Source organism: Thalassotalea euphylliae (assembly GCF_042682785.1).
Lineage (GTDB): Bacteria > Pseudomonadota > Gammaproteobacteria > Enterobacterales > Alteromonadaceae > Thalassotalea_F > Thalassotalea_F euphylliae.
Genome location: NZ_JBHUIB010000003.1, coordinates 176,081 through 191,984, shown reverse-complemented (window position 1 = coordinate 191,984; position 15,904 = coordinate 176,081). Strand labels below are relative to the sequence as shown.

Here is a 15,904-nt window from a genome sequence, read left to right as displayed (position 1 = left end):
AAAGCCTCTATTTCACCAAGTCGCTAACGGTACCAGTAATGGGGTCTACCGTTTTTTCAAGCGGCTTTACTTCACCACCCGCTCTTACTTTTTGAACCCCTTCAATAATGACACGTTCATCCTGTTCCAGACCGCTTTCGACGACCCACATAGCGTCAATTCGACGCCCTAATGTAATCATCCGTTGACGCACTTTATTTTCGTTATCAACCAAGAGTACAAACTTACCTTGTTGATTTGATTGAACAGCTGCTTGTGGTACCATTGCTCTCGCTTCTTTTTCCGAGCTTTCAATAAGCAAAGTAACAAAGAGGCCAGGTAGGATAATCCCTTCCTTATTCGGGAATTCGGTACGCATTTCCACCGTTCCCATGCCCGCTTCGATTTGCGTGTCGGAGTAGACTAACTTACCTTTTTCACTGTACTTGGTATTGTTAGGAAGGCGTAAGCTGATGTCGAAATCATTAACGGCAAAGCCTTTGTTTTGCGCCTGTGCCTGGCGGAATGAAACCAACGAACTTTCATCGACTTGGAATATGGCATAAACCGGGTCAGTCGCTTGCAATAACGCTAATTGTCCTGACGTTGGTCCAACAACATTACCCACATCATAATCCGCTTTACCAATTCGACCGGTAAAAGGGGCTGAGATTTTGGTATAGCTTAAGTTGAGCTCCGCTTGCTCTAGAGCTGCTTCTGCAGAACTAACCGCTGCTTTTGCTTGTAAATCTTCCGCGATCAACTTGTCCAAATCAGACTGCGAAATAAAGCCATCTCCAGCGACTTCTTGTCCACGTTTTAAGTTGCGTTTCGCACGCTCAGCCGCTGATTCCTTACTTTCTAACTCAGCTTTAGCTTGATTGAGTGACGCAATGTAACTGGCAGGATCAATTTCAAACAGCAAGGTATCGGCTTCAACGATACTACCCTCTCTAAAATGGCGAGCAATCAACTCTCCTTCAACACGCGCTTTAATCGTTGCTGATTTAGACGCTTCAGTTCTTGCTACAAAGTCTCTAGCACCGCCAACTTCAGTCATGCCTATATTAAATACAGACACTTGAGGAGCTGGCATTGGCGCAGCTTTTTTTGCTTCTTGGCTACAGCCAGCAATAAACACTAGGGCGAATAAGCCCAACGCGGACTTAAATGAAAAGAGAGGGTATTGCATATTTGCTCCGTGTTATTTTTCTTAGAGTGCCTAAGACAACTTCATATTTTTCAATTAATTCAGTATGACATCACATGGAAACAAAAACGAGTAACATTGTGTTAACACCTAAATTAATGCGATAGCTAAGTGCGTGTGACAGCACATGTACAAGGTTGTATAGATACCAAGTAAGCAGGTGTTGCAAAGCTGTTCTATGCTTATTTTCATCCCCATCATTCTTAAAGGACGAAGTATGAAACGTTGTGCACTAGTTATTGGTCATAAAAAAGATAACCCCGGTGCAATAAATGCTGCACAGGGGCTCAGCGAATTTGATTTCAACGAGCAGTTAGCAAAAGACATAGAGCAAGAGGTTTCAGGAGCAAGTATCCAACGCGTATACCGACGCACATACCGACAACTGCCCGATGACATCAATGAGTTAAACCCAGACTTTATTGTCAGCCTTCACTGTAATGCCTTTAATACACAAGCTTCAGGTTGTGAAATGCTTTACTACCACCGGTCGTCCAATGGTGAGTTGATGGCAGAGATACTGCAATCGCATGTTCAAAGTGCCCTAAACAACAACGATCGCGGGAAAAAACCGAAAAGTGCTGAGGACAGAGGCGGCTTTTTGCTCCGTTACACATCGGCCCCCTGTGTGATAACCGAACCTTTTTTTATTGATAATGACCAAGAACTTGCCAATGCAAGAGACAAGTACCAACAACTTGTTCAAGCTTACGCTGCTGCGATTGATGAAATAGCGAGCAAGATTTGACTAAAGTTTATCTTTTTTATGTCGATATGAAAGGTATTAGCAATAACATATGAAATGGATACATGTTAATTACTGCTGTTCTCAACAATAGATATAAGGTGGATAGTACTTCAAGTACCGTTAAGGATCGCACGCCTAGCGCTAGCGCCAGTGCAACAAGCACGTCAAAAGCAATTAAAGCGCTTGCTCCTAGCAACGGCTCTTGGGACGGTATTGAACGACGCGACGGCAATGATAGACGTAAAGAGAATACGATTAACCAATCACGCCTAGATGGGCGCAGTAAACGTGATAGACGGGCAACAAAAATTTCATACCAAATATAGAAATGTCACAAAACTAAGATAAGCTACCTTAAGTACCTGTCAGTGATATTATTTGTGATGTTTAAGTTAGTCTCCACTCTTTGTCTAATTCTTCTTCCCTTTTTCAGTAGCCCAGTATCAGCAACGAATTCTCCTACAAACCTGAACAACTCCCCCATCGTTATAGCGCATAGAGGCGCTAGTGGGCATTTGCCGGAACATACGCTGGCAAGTAAAGCGTTAGCCTATGGCATGGGGGCAGACTACATTGAACAAGATGTCGTAATGACAAAAGATAATGTATTAATTGTTTTTCACGATCTTGTACTAGGTCACATGACCAATGTGCAAGATGTCTATCCTTCAAGGAAAAGGACAGATGGTAAATTCTATGTCATCGACTTCACCTTCCAAGAGCTTAAAGCGTTAACGATCACTGAACGCAAGCTAGACAACACATTGAAATACCCAGAACGTTTTAACGTACAAAACATTAGTTTTCATTTTCATACGCTAGAACAAGAACTTGCGCTTATTCAATCACTGAACAGAACCACCGGACGGAATGTAGGTATATATCCTGAAATTAAATCACCTTGGTTCCATAAAAAGCATAACAAGGATATCTCACTCCATGTACTAACCATGCTGAAAGCGTTCGGCTACAGCCGCAAAGGTGATCACGTTTTTGTGCAAAGCTTTGACCCAAATGAGTTAAAAAGAATTAAGTATAAATTACAACCGCAGTTAGATATTGAGCTTAATTTGGTGCAACTTGTTGCCGAAACAAGTTGGAGGGAAACAAAAGAATTTGTTAATGGAAGCTGGCAAAACTACAGCTATGACTGGATGTTTGGTGCGAATGGGATAAATGAAATAGCGGCGTACGCGGACGGGATTGGCCCCTGGTTTCCAATGCTTGCAGACTCTAAGGGCAATGCAACAGCATTTTTACGTGATGCATTAACACATAAGCTTGTTATTCATCCATATACTTTCCGTACTGAAAACACCCCGGAACTGTTTGGAAACTATGAAAGTTGGGTTCAGCATTTTGTATTTCACTTAGGGGTTCATGGCGTATTTTCTGATCAACCAGAGCAAGCCATTAAGGCGCTTAACCCAACATTTAATTAAATACCTTTATCTGTTATCTTGCCGTCAAGTTAGTCGTAATTTGACTAGCTTATACGTATTGGACATTTACACAGACCGACCGGTCGGTTAATATATTCACGAATTAATGAAGTAAGTGATGATGAGAGACGCAGAACAAACCAGACAACTTATACTAGAGGTTAGTAGCGAAGAAATCCGAAAACATGGGTTTCAAGCGACAAGTTTGTCTACTATCTTAGCAAAGTGCAACATTTCTAAAGGTGCGCTTTATCATCATTTTGCCAACAAAAATGAATTAGGCTATGCGGTATTTGAAGAAATATTTACACCTATGTTCATAGAAATGTGGGAACCCGCTGTCACACAAGAAGACCCAATAGCTGGACTTTGTGATTTTTTCCACGATATGGCTCACGACATGAGTTGCGAAGATGTCGTTTGTGGCTGCCCACTCAATAATCTTAGCCAAGAAATGGCGAGTGTTGATGAAGGTTTCCGCCTGCGAATACTAGCCATGCAGCAGAAGCTGAATACGCTGATTGCTGAAAATTTGCGACGAATGAGCGATCAGCTGCGAAATGATATCGATTACTCACAGGTCTCTTACTTCATAGTATCAGCGTTTCATGGCTCTACGAGCTTAAGTAAGACAACGCAAAATAAGACCTTATTTCAAACAGTAATGGCTGAACTGTGCTTATATATCCAGTCATTAAAAAAGGCTTAAGCAACTAAAACTTCTTTTTCGCATGTAACTCTTCAATTCTCATGTGAAAAATCGTATCTAAAAATTAACAGACCGACTGGTCGGATTGCTATTTAGGGTGAATATAAATGTTTAGAAAAATACTGTTCATGTCTGCCATACTTTTTCAACTGAGCAGCGCGCAGGCGGAAACCGTATCTCCATATAAAGTGCTAGAAAATACAGGCAAAGGTCTGTTTACTCGCATTGCGGCAAATCAGCAGGAACTAGCCAAATTCCCAGAACTAATGCGTACTATTGTTGAAGAAGAGCTTATGCCTCATGTTGACTATCAATACGCTGCGTACAAGATCCTAGGTAAACACATCAAAAAGACAACGGCGGAAGAGCGCAAAAATTTCGTTAAATCAATGCGTCACTATCTGATTCGCACATACGCTAATGCATTAACAAAATACACTGATCAGAAAGTCATTTATGAACAAGAAAAGCCAACAAATGGAAAGAAAGTCGTCGCTATATCAACTCGCATAGTTGACAAGAATGCACCAGAAATAGAGCTACAGTTCAAAATGCGTATCCACAAGAAATCAGGTCAGTGGAAAGCGTATGACATGGTAGTAGAGGGTATATCTCTTCTTCAAAGCAAAAAAGCCGAGCTTTCTCGCAAGATTCAACAACAAGGCGTTGCGCAAGTTAGCCTAGAGCTAGCATCTATTGCTAAATAAATGCATCACATAGCGTGGTAACCTCAGCTAAATCGCTGAGGTTGCTGCCTATGAATTTCCCACCTAGCTGTTTATACTTTTATCCTGCATTAGCGACTAACAGGATGTAAATGATGTCTGGTACTACCATGGTTGTAATGATCGTGCTCATCTCGGTTGGATTTGGCGTTATATACGATATGTATCAAAAACACCTAAAATTCAAAGAACGTACAATGAAATTCAATCAACAAAACTCTGAAGAAAATACTGAGTTACGCAACAAAGTAGCAACCCTTGAAGAGCGTATTCAGGTCTTAGAGAAGATTGTTACCGATGAAGGTTTTCAGGTTAGCCAAGAAATCAATAAACTCTAGAGTAGTAAATGAAGTTAATCATGCGTTCAGAGTTCGACAACCTCAGACTCAATGACCAACATAGCTATGACACCGATAGTAATGGTGACAAACAAATAGTGCGTATTTATTGTGGCGATACATTAATTGCCAAAAAGGTTAAACAAAAAAAATCGATACGATATTTCGGTATTAGTGATTACAGGCAGTACTTAACGGATGAATAGTGCAATTCAATACCTAGCAAAAGTTATTTGCTGTTTGGCATGCGCCATTCACGTTTCAGTCGCGGCAGACAATGATGTTAGTGCCCCTTATACCGTTGTTACTGAAATTGCACCACCACTGCAATTTATGAACGGTAATGACATTGATGGCCAAACAACACGTATTGTAAAACAAGCTTTTCAAGCAGCATCTTTGGAAGCAAAGTTTCAGGTTTACCCTTGGGCTCGTGCTTTTCAGATGGCGCAGCAAGAAAACAATTTGCTTATTTACCCTATGGTACGCACCGAAGAGCGTGAAGATAAATTTACCTGGGTAGGTAAATTAATGACTTTCAACATCTGTATCATCAACATAAAAGGCACCTCTGTTGTCGCTAACACAATAGATCAACTAAAAGGTTACAAAATTGGCTTAATGCGGAATGATTACGCACATCAGATGTTGGACAAACATGGCTTTATCGAAGGGCAACATTATCAGTTAACCAGTGATATCAGCTCAGTGTTAGATTGGCTTTATGCAGGAAAGATTGACGTTATGCTTGCTGACCTTGAATTACTTAAAGTAATGGCAACGGTTCAAGGCTACGATGCTAATCAGCTCAATGAAGTATATAGACTTCCCGATCAACAGGTAGATGTGTATTTAGCCGCAAACAAAAATACGCCTACACACGTCATAAATTCACTTAGGCAGGCGCTTAAAAACATTACGCAATAGTCCTATTGGCTATTGCTTTGTTACCGTTAAACTAGCTTCAGTAAATAGCATAGTTGTCGGCCCTTCAAAACCGGAATCGGTAAACACATAGAAATAAATACCAGAATTGTCATCTGTGTTTAACGTTAACGTTTTCTCAATATCATTAAACGTTTTCAAACCATAAACCGTTGATGAGGGATCACAGTCGTCCAACGCATCTAAACCAATATCGCCCAGACGAACAGCGTTTTCCCCTTCACTCATGTTATTACCTATGTCTAAGTTGACACGATAATGGCCAATGTCATCGATAATTAAATGAGGATATGTGTTCGCAACGCCTGCTTTTACAGAAACCGCATGCGGTGCTCCACCAATACCACTACAGAAAGGGTTAACATTGGTTGCTACTGTTGCATTAAACGTCGCCTTATAGGTACTATTTGGCAGTAGTCCTTTAACGGGCAACGTAAGCATCATCCCTGTATCGTCACTGCGATTATATGAGTGAAGCAGATAGCCTGACTGGCTCTCGCCGCTAATCAACGTTACCTCTGACTGAGGTTCTGCTGTTAGTTCCCATTCACCTTCACGTCCAACAGGATAATCAAAAAACACTGCAGATACACTCGGCTGTTCAACCGTGAAGTCAACCAATTGAGTAAAGTTATTTGGATTTTTCTCTGATGGTGTGAACTCAATATCAACCCCTGTAAAGTACAGCGTGGTTGGCCCTTCAAATCCAGAATCAGTGAGCAATGTCACCCAAAGTTCACCTGAATCGTCGGTAGTGACTTCAAATAGAGCGCCATCATTGTTAACGCTTTGCTCGGCAAAAATGTCACTGCCAGGATCACAATCTGCAAGGGTGTTATTTGCGATATTTGATAGCGACTGCATATCCAGTCCGCCATTGGTTTGATTGCCCGTGTCAATGTTCAAACGATAATGTACCAATTCATCAACGTAACGAGATGGCTCTATTATCGATAAGCCAGCTTTTACGGTAACCGCATGCGGAGCCCCCCCTATACCTACACATTCCCCGTTTACATTACTGGCAAACGATGCACTAAGCTTTACGTTGTAATGAGTGTTTGGCATTAGGCTACCAAACTTTCGAGTTACATACATTTGTGTATCGTCACTGCGGTTATGAGAATGCAGTTTATAGCCTGCCGATGTGGTACCGTCAGCCAATGTGAAGGGGGCATTTGCAGATGCTTCGAGTTCCCATTCAGTTTCACCGCCTACAGGATAGTCGGCAAAGCCAGACTGCCACAGAGCATCTGGTTGCGCTAAATCAAAAGATAGTTTTTCAATATATGTCGGCGTGCTGTCATTATTGTCGTCACACGCACTTAATAGAGCTAGCACGCAAAAGGCACTAGTGAGCGGAATCATTTTTGATTTCATTGTGTTGTAGTCCATGAGTAAAAACTTGTCTCATAGTGCATTAACACAAAATGCAATTCTGTTATCGCTTGTTAAAAAGCGATTAACATTTAATCAATCATTGCACTACCTTTGTTACATAACCTAGCAAGAGCTGGGTATATGAAGACTGAAGAAAAACAAAACGGCTAAGAAAAGTTAGCACTAACCAGATTAAGCTTTGAGCATAGCTTCAGCTTCTTTCACAAAGCTTTTATCAATAGCCGGAGGGGAAATATCTACGCCATGTTCAAGCCCAGCAATAACTGTCTCCAACACAGCAAGTCGTGCATGCCATTTGTGATTGCCGGCTATAACATGCCAATCAGCATGATTAGTCGCCGTATATTGCAGCATATCGTTAATGGCTTGGTGATAATCTTTCCACTTGGCACGATTACGCAAGTCTTCTTCCGTTAGTTTCCATCGTTTAGAGGGGTTATTTAGGCGTTCTTTAAATCGCTTACGCTGTTCATTTTTATCTATATGCAAAAACAGTTTGATAATCTTCACGCCATCATCTGTTAACATGCGTTCAAACTCGTTAATCTCTTGATAAGCACGTTGCCACTCCTCTGTAGTTGCAAACCCTTCTACTCGCTCCACGAGTACGCGCCCATAATAAGAACGGTCAAAAATCGCTATACAGCCTGGCTCTGGAAGTTTAGTTTGAAAACGATAAAGATAATGGCGTCCTTGCTCTTCGTCTTTAGGGGCGGCAATGGGATATACTCTGCACCCTCTAGGGTCAAGCTTCTCAGTTAAACGACGAATAGCTCCCCCCTTACCCGCGGCATCCCACCCCTCAAAAACAAGAATGGCACGCATGCCTTGATGAAAATATGCTTGTTGCACCTGCTGCATTTTATTCTGCAATATCTGAAGCGCTTTTTCGTACGCCTTCTTCCCTTCACACTCTTGTTTAAGATCGACTTCTTCAAGACGCTTAGCAGGCTGTAAAACGATTTCGCTGGGTTCAAACATAAAAAGTATGTGCTTAGTGTTTGTTTATTTTTAGCCTAGCACATCGTTCACTGTAATTTGCACGAATCTTTATTATTACAAAGTTTAACCGAATAAAAACAACATCTTTCAGACTTTCTCTCTGTACTGCTCTACTGTGAATTTAGCTAAATTGGCTCGGAGATAAGACATGAAAGAAGTCGCTATTTTGTTTTCATTTTTTATTTTGGTAGGTTTGCTATCTGGTGCAATAACGCCATTGAGTTCAGCATTTATCGCTATGTTTGGGGTCATTTTGATAGCGACTTGTTACACAAAGCAGCTATCAAAATGGTGGCAGTCCTTTGCCTTGCAGGAAAATGAAAATTAATTTCTACGTTTCGTCGTACTCTTCGCATTCACACTTCGCGAGGAAGATGCGCGATAAGACTTATTATTGCTACTTGCTTTATAGCGCTTTGCCGTTGAGTTAGAACGACTCACGTTGCTTGATTTAGTCTGATAACTCGGCTGACTTTTGTAATTCGAACTACGGTTTGTTGTCGCTGCATTGTATTGTTTCGACAGCGAATTTCCCGAATAGTTCTTATTTTTTGACGACCTATTATTAATAACATTATGACCACGGTTGTTTGCTACGTATACCCGCTCTTTGCTATCACCACTATATGTCGCATTATATTTTCCTTTGTTTTTTATTACCGTCGATTTACTGGTCTGCGTTTTTGAGAATGACGACTTCACTGGGCGCGACTTATTATTGTGTTTCGCTGAATGTGTTGTATTCGCTAACTTAGTTTTCGTTTTTTGATGGCGAACCACGTCATTTGACCTGACCAACTTTGCCTTGTTTTTTTGGTGGCTATATCGAACACCATGATTCACCGATTTTTTATATTTGTCTTTTGCATAATGAGAACGATAAGCAACATTTTTTCTGTGATAAGGCTTGTGATGCCACCGTTTTGCATAGCCACTTTTGATAATATGGTGACGACGCGGATACCTGTGCTTGTAATGATGATGGTGGTGATTAACAACTACATAACCATGATTCCAATGAAACGCACTGAAATAGAAACTGCTCGCGATATAAACACCTGAGTGCCAATATATCGGGCTGTGGTAATGATAGCCATGATGATGGTGCCAATGTACCGGCGGGAAATATGGCCAGTTCCAACGTCCATAAACCACCCTTGAGTCATAATATGGGACATAAACCACATCTGGCTCGACGTTTACGATCACAATCTTTTCTTCATCTCGCTCTACAATCGCGTTATCCATATTGTCGAGACTCCCTGCCACGTCTGCTTGTCTGCGCAACGACTGTATTGTGGCGAGTACTTCCTCTTCCTGAGCAAGAAAAGCATCGCCAAGGTTGCGCATCCAGCCTAAATCCTCATTCATTTGCTTCATCAAACGCTCAAATGGTAGTAGCGCTTTTACGCTGAGATCCCAATCTTGGTCTTCCGCCAACTCTACGATTTGATCGCCATCGAGATGTTCATAATCTTTACGCCAACGATAGGCCTCAACAACCTCTAACGGGTAACTGGATGCAATAAGCACGTGAGTAAGCAAGCTATCAGGATACAGTGCAATAGGCGCGAGCATTTGCGCAAGCTCGGCATCAGAATAAGAAACCTGTTGTTCTTGGCTTTGATTTATTTTGGTAACAGACCTCACCTCTGCAGAGGCTGGAAAGCTTAATACCAATGCTACTGGTATTAGTAGGGAAGACAATGACACTCTCATCTTGTAGCTCCTTTTTAGAGTCTTGATTGCAGTGTATCGTCTGTAAACTGAATTAATCCTGAACAGATATAATCAAAAAGATAAATTTAACGATTGGCTGGAAATTTCAATGAAAATTGAGCGCCTCCAAGTATTTCATCATTTCCTACTGAGATACTTCCTTCATAGCTACTCACTAAATCACGAACAATAGCTAACCCTATGCCATGGCCTTGTTCATACGTATCTGCGCGGACGCCTCGTTGCATGATGCTATCTGCTTCTTCTGAGCTAATACCTTTACCATCATCTGCAACACTAATAGTTAAACCACTGTCACCCGTTTTGACATTTACGTTAATGACTGAATTAGCTGCTTTGCAGGCGTTGTCTAACAAATTGCCCAGTAGCTCCATTAGATCCGCTTCATCACCTCTAAACTTGATTGTCTTGTCACAGGAGATTGTTAATGTCAGCGCTTTATCTCTGTATATTTTTAACAAAGCACTCTCTAGTTTAGTGAGTACGGAAAGAACAGACACAGAAAGGCGCCAAGAGGTTTGGCCAGCGCTTTGCGCGCGTTTAAGCTGGTGCTCAACTATGTCATTAATTTTATCGACCTCTGCAATAATTTCATCACTTATATCCTGCGTCGACTTGATACCAGCTAGCGGAGTTTTCAGGCTATGCGCAAGATCTGAAAGTGCGTTTCGATATCGAGAACGCTGCTGTTGCTCTGTCTTTAGTAGGTGATTCAATTGATGGGTTACAAGGACCAGCTCATCTGGATATGTTTTGTTTATTTGCTCGCTTTCACCCAGCTCAACTGCTTTTATTTCATTTGATAGGCGGCTCAACGGCTTCAAAGTCCAGCCTAGCCATGCCCATAGCAAACTCGCAAACGCAGCAATGATAACAAGCAACCACAGTAACATTTGCTGTTGAAAAGCATGCAAAGCTTTTAAGAATTCCTCTTGTGATTCAATAATATAAAGGATTACAGGCAGTTCACTGTCTACGGAGCTATAGCTAACGGCAAAGCTACTCACAAAAAAACGTTGCTCAGCTGTCAATTGAATAAACATCCTCTCACCTTGCTCTGGCAAAGGGAGGTGCTCAGGCAGGTTAAGATTAAGTGCCGATCGTGATTGCCATAATATATCCCGTGGAGGGTTGGCGCGAACTACGAACGCATAAACAGATGAATCTATCACATTAAATTCACTGTCCATAACATCAGAGCTGATGCTGAACTGGCCATCAATGTAATCTGATTCAGCTAGAATACCGAAACTCTTTGCGCTTAGCTCTTTCTCTATAGCAGCAAGTAAATGAGTTTCAAACGCACTATTAAGCGTAAAACCGATGGCAGGCATGATGATAACCAGCAACAAAATACCGCTTATCGTGAGTCGTTTTTTAAGAGAACTAATTCTGAGCACGTAATTTGTAGCCCTGCCCGCGCAATGTCTCAATAAATTGATGCTGGCTGTCTGGATCTAACTTTTTACGTAATCGACGGATAAATACCTCAATAACATTAGAATCTAAATCAAAGTCTTGGTCATAGAGATGCTCTGTGAGTTCTGTTTTTGAAATAACCTTACCCTGGTGAAGCAACAAATAAACAAGCAACCGATACTCATAGCTACTCAAGCTTACCTCTTTATTGTCCACCGATACCTGGTGACTTGACGTATTAACGGTCAACACACCTGAGGATAGTATAGGGCTGGCTTGACCGGCAGAACGTCTGATCAAAGCGTTTAACCTCGCCACAAGTTCTTCTGTTTGAAAAGGCTTAGTCAAATAGTCGTCTGCACCTGCATCTAAACCTGCAACTTTATCTTGCCAGCGATCTCGAGCAGTCAACACAATGATAGGAAACGCCTTGTTGTCTTCTCTTAGTTTGCCAATTAGCGTGAGTCCGTCCATTTTGGGCAAACCGATATCGATAATCGCTGCATCGTACGGGTGTTCTGAACCCAGATACAAGCCCTCTTCGCCATCTGGCGCAGTATCAACACTGTAGCCTTGGTTTTCTAGAGCAAGCTTTAGGTTTTCTTGTAGTTGTTCATCATCTTCAACGAGAAGTAATCGCATATGTTTATCCTTTGATGCGACCAGACTTTCCGTCGACAAAAACGGAAATGATACGGCCATCCTGCTTTAACAACTTTACACGGTAGCCTTTTCCCGATGACTGCACTTTAAGTACTTTTCCACCATAAGCCGACTGAACAATACTCGCGGCTTGACGCGCGCTTATCGTATTTTTACTAGACGGTTTAAACTTATGATTATCAGCCGAGTAATAAGGCAACGCCGACACTTGATGTGTCACCGGCATCAACAATACACCCAAAATGATGGCCAATATGGCTTTATTCATAATTACTTCACAGTCACTTTAGAATTAACGCTAGTGTAAAAGAATGTGATGTCAGATGAAAAGTCTTATCTAACATAAGCGTAGGATAAGTATTCAAAAGTGAACTTTAGCTTAACAACAGGTTAAGGATCTATTCAGTTTACAAACGTTTTAATGGTGGAAACTGTCAAAGGAGTCACCATGATGACAAAAAACAAAAAAGCTTCACGAATTATCAATACACGTATCATGCTGAAAATAATTTTGTGTGCATGGATTTTTGCATTCGCCATCTTTTTTGGTAGCAAAGCCAACGCTGAAACCACGAAAAGTAAACGTGTATTAGAGTTTAATCCAACGAAAGCAGTTACTTCTAAAGAAGCTATTGTCTCCTCGGTGCTGAATCAACCGATAATTGACTCGACAAAAGAAACGCGTGATGAGCGACAAGCCTCAAAAGCTATTAAAGCTGCCAAAGCAAGTAAGCTCAAAGCGCAAGTTAGTGCAAAACAGTTTTTTTATGATTTTTCAATTTACGAGGGGTTCGCTCAGCTGTTCGACGATTTTGATGGCGACGGCTACTATCAAACATTCAGTGTTACCTTTGATGCCGACATTCTCTCAGCAGATCCCCAAGCAGAGGCTCTTGTTTATGGTGAAATTTACTTGTCACAAAATGGTGGTCCATGGGAGCTATTTCACGTGACAGAAGACTTTATTATTTTCAGTGACAGTCCAGAAGACGCATGGGAAGTATTAAGTAATCTAGAAACGGGTTATGTGCCTGATACTTATGATGTCTTGATAGATCTCTACGAGGTAGGCTTTTCGGGTATTGTAGCAACCTACAGCAGCAATGATACTGATCGCCTTTATGCACTCCCGTTAGAAAGCAATGAATACGATGAAGTTTACATTCATGACCACGATGATGACGGAGGAAGCATGCCACTGAGCCTACTTATCGCGTTGGCTACAATTATGGCTTATCGCTTCCGTAATCAAAAATAATTCATCCACTTTTATTACTTTAGGTTTGAAAAACAGGCGTTTAGTAGGATATATTCGTGTCTGTAACGTGACTACTTCAAAGGATAAGGATTATTAATGTCAGCTTCGGCCATCGCTCTTACTGCGTACCTTGCTGCTCTGGGCGAGAGTATTCAAGATGAAAGCCAGCAACGACTTGCGCTAACTGAAACGTCTTTGGTTATTCAGTATCACGATATCGATATACCATTTAGTCACAGTCAATGGCGCGTACTCGATCATACGGTTTGCTTTAACCATGATCGTAATACGCCAGAGTACTCTGAGTGTACAGTACAAGCGAAATCCTTATTCACACAAATTTGTTCAGCACTTTCAAATCAATCAAGCCGATATTGGCACCATCAAAAATATAAAGAGATGTACTGTGATGCCGCAGTGAATTTTCAACCGATGGTTGCAACGATATCATATGGCAGCAGCACGCTTCTCTCTGATGAGGAGAAAAAGTGTAACCAGGCTATATTAAAGTCTCTGACTAACCCAGAAGATGAACAAGTGTTTAGAGATAAGCTAGAGGCGTGTAAGGGCATAAAACAATAGTTTTACGCCCTACATAGCATCTATTAGTTGTAAGTATGTACTACGCTGTTATCTGAGCCATATACATTTGGCATGTATTGGTCAGCGTTGTAGTCATTTTCCCATTCTTCACCATTCAGTAAATAACGGAAATGGAAGCTCTCGCCCACGGGAAGGCGAAGCTTGGCACGAAAGACGTTCGACTTTTTATTGAATTTCATTTCTACCGGTTGCCAGTCAGTAAACTCACCCAATAGTTCAACGCTGTCAACGTCGTCACGACTAAATTCAAATGTTACTTCCGCTTCATTTTTGGTTTTAAAGTATTTTTTGGTCAACATAAGCTTTTCCCTTTGGCTAGTTTATTCATAGACTAGCGGTCAATTTTTAAACTTTTATTAAGCGAAGTCCTCAGTTACGCGACAAACTGGTGCAATTACAATGACAAACTGCACATTTTTCGCTCAACCAATATCAGTATGGTTCATTCTGCTAGACTGCCAAGTTTACTGAGCAGATTTTGTACCTAAAATTTAATGTGCTACTGGTTCTGAAGATGAATTCGTATGCAATAGTGGACATCAGGTATTAAGAAACCTTCGGTAATTCAATGATATAAAATTTGCTAATCTGTAAATTCCTAGACTATGCTCTATAGTACTCAAACAGTGCCTTTTCGCTGTATTTGAGAGCAAAAGGAAGGCTATGAAAAAAGATTGGTGGTATCGTTTTGCCAATTACGATTCCAGTGAAAACATCGACGTTAAACGCAAAAAGTTAGTCCTTAGCTTTTTCACGTACATTGGCACTGTTTTTCTCTTAATATTTGGGTTCAAAACCCCCGCCGAAGCTACCCTATTAAAAACAACCTTGTTCAGTGCTGCTGCGCTATTTTTGATCAACTTGTTTGTATTGCGATTCCACAAAAGGCTCGAGCTAACCACCACCCTGACGGGTCTCTCTATTATCCCTCTGGTGCTCGCCATTGTGTATACCGGAGGCCACCAAAATACAGGTCTCTACTGGACTTATCCATTCCCAATCACTCTTTTTATTTTCTTTGGTTATTGGCGCGGTTTAGTACTTAACCTCATTTTGTTCGCTGGCATTACCTTTTTAGTGTTTTCGCCGGAACTCACGATTGCGGTTTACCGAATTGAAGAAATATCGCGCTATTTTGCATCATATATTGTTAACGTCATCTTGTGTTTGATAGCCGAGTATTTCCGTTTTAAAAGTCATTCTGAACTCACCAACGTCAATATAGAAAAACAAAAGCAGGCCAATACTGACGCATTGACAGGTCTACCAAATAGGCGATTCGTCGATTCAGTATTTATCGAGGACGTGATCAGTAACCCTTCACGTCATTTCCCTTTATCTATCGCTATCCTTGATATCGACCACTTCAAACGGGTTAATGATAATTATGGCCATGATATTGGTGATTTAGTGTTAAAGCACGTCGCGACAACCATCCGCCGTGTATTAAGAGAGTCTGACCTTGTTGCACGAATAGGCGGCGAGGAGTTCTTACTAATTTTTCGTGATGTAGACATTACCAAAGGCATGATGGTTGCAGAAAAAGTCAGAGCAGGTATCGAAGCAGCGCCATTTGAAAAAGGGAATACTCACATAAGAATCACCGTCAGTATGGGCTGCGCACAGGTGGATGACACAGTAAATTTTGACAATGTCATCAAAACTGCAGATGAGCACCTGTATCAGGCAAAAGAACATGGAAGGAATCGAGTGGTTTGCTAA

The 15,904-nt window shown here is 41.3% G+C and carries 20 protein-coding genes; 12 read left to right on the top strand and 8 right to left on the bottom strand.

Going from position 1 to position 15,904, the window contains the following annotated elements; translation table 11 throughout:
* Nucleotides 1–7: 7 nt before the first annotated feature.
* Nucleotides 8–1,171 (bottom strand): efflux RND transporter periplasmic adaptor subunit, encoded by a 1,164-nt coding sequence (locus ACFSJY_RS08055; RefSeq protein WP_386033074.1) that lies wholly within the window; start codon nucleotides 1,169–1,171, stop codon nucleotides 8–10.
* A gap of 235 nt (nucleotides 1,172–1,406) precedes the next feature.
* On the opposite strand from ACFSJY_RS08055, the gene ACFSJY_RS08050 reads away from it, so the two are divergent.
* The 8 genes from ACFSJY_RS08050 (at nucleotide 1,407) to ACFSJY_RS08015 (ending at nucleotide 6,078) form a co-directional block, all read left to right on the top strand.
* Nucleotides 1,407–1,937: an N-acetylmuramoyl-L-alanine amidase gene (locus ACFSJY_RS08050; RefSeq protein WP_386033072.1), complete on the top strand. Its 531-nt coding sequence runs from the start codon at nucleotides 1,407–1,409 to the stop codon at nucleotides 1,935–1,937.
* A 98-nt stretch (nucleotides 1,938–2,035) separates the two neighbouring features.
* On the top strand, nucleotides 2,036–2,263 hold the full coding sequence (locus ACFSJY_RS08045) for a hypothetical protein (RefSeq protein ID WP_386033070.1): 228 nt from the start codon (nucleotides 2,036–2,038) through the stop codon (nucleotides 2,261–2,263).
* Nucleotides 2,264–2,320: 57 nt separating this feature from the next.
* A complete protein-coding gene (glpQ, locus tag ACFSJY_RS08040; protein WP_386034987.1) occupies nucleotides 2,321–3,379 on the top strand; it encodes a glycerophosphodiester phosphodiesterase in 1,059 nt (352 codons plus the stop codon).
* Nucleotides 3,380–3,497: 118 nt separating this feature from the next.
* Nucleotides 3,498–4,088 (top strand): TetR/AcrR family transcriptional regulator, encoded by a 591-nt coding sequence (locus ACFSJY_RS08035; protein ID WP_386033068.1) that lies wholly within the window; start codon nucleotides 3,498–3,500, stop codon nucleotides 4,086–4,088.
* Nucleotides 4,089–4,195: 107 nt separating this feature from the next.
* Nucleotides 4,196–4,795, top strand: a complete 600-nt coding sequence (locus ACFSJY_RS08030) for an MlaC/ttg2D family ABC transporter substrate-binding protein (RefSeq protein ID WP_386033066.1) — start codon at nucleotides 4,196–4,198, stop codon at nucleotides 4,793–4,795.
* A 113-nt stretch (nucleotides 4,796–4,908) separates the two neighbouring features.
* The gene (locus ACFSJY_RS08025) at nucleotides 4,909–5,151 is read left to right on the top strand and encodes a hypothetical protein (protein WP_386034985.1); all 243 of its coding nucleotides are present in this window, start codon (nucleotides 4,909–4,911) and stop codon (nucleotides 5,149–5,151) included.
* Between the two features lie 8 nt (nucleotides 5,152–5,159).
* A complete protein-coding gene (locus ACFSJY_RS08020; protein ID WP_386033064.1) occupies nucleotides 5,160–5,357 on the top strand; it encodes a hypothetical protein in 198 nt (65 codons plus the stop codon).
* The gene (locus tag ACFSJY_RS08015; RefSeq protein WP_386033062.1) at nucleotides 5,350–6,078 is read left to right on the top strand and encodes a substrate-binding periplasmic protein; all 729 of its coding nucleotides are present in this window, start codon (nucleotides 5,350–5,352) and stop codon (nucleotides 6,076–6,078) included. Before ACFSJY_RS08020 ends, ACFSJY_RS08015 begins: the two co-directional genes overlap by 8 nt.
* 9 nt (nucleotides 6,079–6,087) lie before the next feature.
* On the opposite strand, the gene ACFSJY_RS08010 is transcribed toward ACFSJY_RS08015, so the two are convergent.
* Together ACFSJY_RS08010 and ACFSJY_RS08005 are read right to left on the bottom strand one after the other, a co-directional pair.
* A complete protein-coding gene (locus tag ACFSJY_RS08010; RefSeq protein ID WP_386033060.1) occupies nucleotides 6,088–7,476 on the bottom strand; it encodes a hypothetical protein in 1,389 nt (462 codons plus the stop codon).
* Nucleotides 7,477–7,668: 192 nt separating this feature from the next.
* Entirely contained in the window at nucleotides 7,669–8,478 is an 810-nt protein-coding gene (locus ACFSJY_RS08005) for a polyphosphate kinase 2 family protein (protein ID WP_386033058.1), read from the bottom strand.
* A 169-nt stretch (nucleotides 8,479–8,647) separates the two neighbouring features.
* On the opposite strand from ACFSJY_RS08005, the gene ACFSJY_RS08000 reads away from it, so the two are divergent.
* Nucleotides 8,648–8,827 (top strand): hypothetical protein, encoded by a 180-nt coding sequence (locus tag ACFSJY_RS08000; RefSeq protein ID WP_386033056.1) that lies wholly within the window; start codon nucleotides 8,648–8,650, stop codon nucleotides 8,825–8,827.
* Here the strand turns inward: ACFSJY_RS08000 and ACFSJY_RS07995 are convergent.
* The 4 genes from ACFSJY_RS07995 to ACFSJY_RS07980 form a co-directional block, all read right to left on the bottom strand.
* Nucleotides 8,824–10,218 carry a DUF3300 domain-containing protein gene (locus ACFSJY_RS07995; RefSeq protein ID WP_386033054.1) on the bottom strand — a complete coding sequence of 465 codons (1,395 nt, stop codon included), beginning with the start codon at nucleotides 10,216–10,218 and terminating at the stop codon, nucleotides 8,824–8,826. The genes ACFSJY_RS08000 and ACFSJY_RS07995 overlap by 4 nt on opposite strands.
* Before the next feature lie 86 nt (nucleotides 10,219–10,304).
* Nucleotides 10,305–11,639, bottom strand: a complete 1,335-nt coding sequence (locus ACFSJY_RS07990) for an ATP-binding protein (protein WP_386033052.1) — start codon at nucleotides 11,637–11,639, stop codon at nucleotides 10,305–10,307.
* The gene (locus tag ACFSJY_RS07985) at nucleotides 11,626–12,300 is read right to left on the bottom strand and encodes a response regulator transcription factor (protein WP_386033051.1); all 675 of its coding nucleotides are present in this window, start codon (nucleotides 12,298–12,300) and stop codon (nucleotides 11,626–11,628) included. Before ACFSJY_RS07985 ends, ACFSJY_RS07990 begins: the two co-directional genes overlap by 14 nt.
* A gap of 4 nt (nucleotides 12,301–12,304) precedes the next feature.
* The gene (locus ACFSJY_RS07980; RefSeq protein ID WP_386033049.1) at nucleotides 12,305–12,589 is read right to left on the bottom strand and encodes a PepSY domain-containing protein; all 285 of its coding nucleotides are present in this window, start codon (nucleotides 12,587–12,589) and stop codon (nucleotides 12,305–12,307) included.
* Nucleotides 12,590–12,769: 180 nt separating this feature from the next.
* Between ACFSJY_RS07980 and ACFSJY_RS07975 the strand changes: the two genes are divergently transcribed.
* Both ACFSJY_RS07975 and ACFSJY_RS07970 read left to right on the top strand, forming a co-directional pair.
* On the top strand, nucleotides 12,770–13,579 hold the full coding sequence (locus tag ACFSJY_RS07975) for a choice-of-anchor H family protein (protein ID WP_386033047.1): 810 nt from the start codon (nucleotides 12,770–12,772) through the stop codon (nucleotides 13,577–13,579).
* A 96-nt stretch (nucleotides 13,580–13,675) separates the two neighbouring features.
* On the top strand, nucleotides 13,676–14,161 hold the full coding sequence (locus ACFSJY_RS07970) for a hypothetical protein (protein ID WP_386033045.1): 486 nt from the start codon (nucleotides 13,676–13,678) through the stop codon (nucleotides 14,159–14,161).
* Between the two features lie 23 nt (nucleotides 14,162–14,184).
* Here the strand turns inward: ACFSJY_RS07970 and ACFSJY_RS07965 are convergent, their stop codons facing one another.
* Nucleotides 14,185–14,481, bottom strand: a complete 297-nt coding sequence (locus tag ACFSJY_RS07965; protein WP_386033043.1) for an isoamylase early set domain-containing protein — start codon at nucleotides 14,479–14,481, stop codon at nucleotides 14,185–14,187.
* 364 nt (nucleotides 14,482–14,845) lie between these two features.
* On the opposite strand from ACFSJY_RS07965, the gene ACFSJY_RS07960 reads away from it, so the two are divergent.
* Complete coding sequence (locus tag ACFSJY_RS07960; protein WP_386033041.1) at nucleotides 14,846–15,904, top strand: GGDEF domain-containing protein; 1,059 nt, start codon at nucleotides 14,846–14,848, stop codon at nucleotides 15,902–15,904.

Excerpts from the sequence above, each read along its gene's own strand:
- ACFSJY_RS08025 (WP_386034985.1), top strand. The coding sequence starts at position 4,909 with ATGTCTGGTACTACCATGGTTGTAATGATCGTGCTCATCTCGGTTGGA.
- ACFSJY_RS08020 (WP_386033064.1), top strand. The coding sequence starts at position 5,160 with ATGAAGTTAATCATGCGTTCAGAGTTCGACAACCTCAGACTCAATGAC.
- ACFSJY_RS08000 (WP_386033056.1), top strand. The coding sequence starts at position 8,648 with ATGAAAGAAGTCGCTATTTTGTTTTCATTTTTTATTTTGGTAGGTTTG.
- ACFSJY_RS07965 (WP_386033043.1), bottom strand. The coding sequence starts at position 14,481 with ATGTTGACCAAAAAATACTTTAAAACCAAAAATGAAGCGGAAGTAACA.
- ACFSJY_RS08010 (WP_386033060.1), bottom strand. The coding sequence starts at position 7,476 with ATGAAATCAAAAATGATTCCGCTCACTAGTGCCTTTTGCGTGCTAGCT.
- ACFSJY_RS08055 (WP_386033074.1), bottom strand. The coding sequence starts at position 1,171 with ATGCAATACCCTCTCTTTTCATTTAAGTCCGCGTTGGGCTTATTCGCC.
- ACFSJY_RS07970 (WP_386033045.1), top strand. The coding sequence starts at position 13,676 with ATGTCAGCTTCGGCCATCGCTCTTACTGCGTACCTTGCTGCTCTGGGC.
- ACFSJY_RS08050 (WP_386033072.1), top strand. The coding sequence starts at position 1,407 with ATGAAACGTTGTGCACTAGTTATTGGTCATAAAAAAGATAACCCCGGT.
- ACFSJY_RS08005 (WP_386033058.1), bottom strand. The coding sequence starts at position 8,478 with ATGTTTGAACCCAGCGAAATCGTTTTACAGCCTGCTAAGCGTCTTGAA.
- ACFSJY_RS07960 (WP_386033041.1), top strand. The coding sequence starts at position 14,846 with ATGAAAAAAGATTGGTGGTATCGTTTTGCCAATTACGATTCCAGTGAA.
- ACFSJY_RS07995 (WP_386033054.1), bottom strand. The coding sequence starts at position 10,218 with ATGAGAGTGTCATTGTCTTCCCTACTAATACCAGTAGCATTGGTATTA.
- ACFSJY_RS08035 (WP_386033068.1), top strand. The coding sequence starts at position 3,498 with ATGATGAGAGACGCAGAACAAACCAGACAACTTATACTAGAGGTTAGT.
- ACFSJY_RS07980 (WP_386033049.1), bottom strand. The coding sequence starts at position 12,589 with ATGAATAAAGCCATATTGGCCATCATTTTGGGTGTATTGTTGATGCCG.
- ACFSJY_RS08015 (WP_386033062.1), top strand. The coding sequence starts at position 5,350 with ATGAATAGTGCAATTCAATACCTAGCAAAAGTTATTTGCTGTTTGGCA.
- ACFSJY_RS08030 (WP_386033066.1), top strand. The coding sequence starts at position 4,196 with ATGTTTAGAAAAATACTGTTCATGTCTGCCATACTTTTTCAACTGAGC.
- glpQ (WP_386034987.1), top strand. The coding sequence starts at position 2,321 with ATGTTTAAGTTAGTCTCCACTCTTTGTCTAATTCTTCTTCCCTTTTTC.
- ACFSJY_RS07985 (WP_386033051.1), bottom strand. The coding sequence starts at position 12,300 with ATGCGATTACTTCTCGTTGAAGATGATGAACAACTACAAGAAAACCTA.
- ACFSJY_RS07975 (WP_386033047.1), top strand. The coding sequence starts at position 12,770 with ATGATGACAAAAAACAAAAAAGCTTCACGAATTATCAATACACGTATC.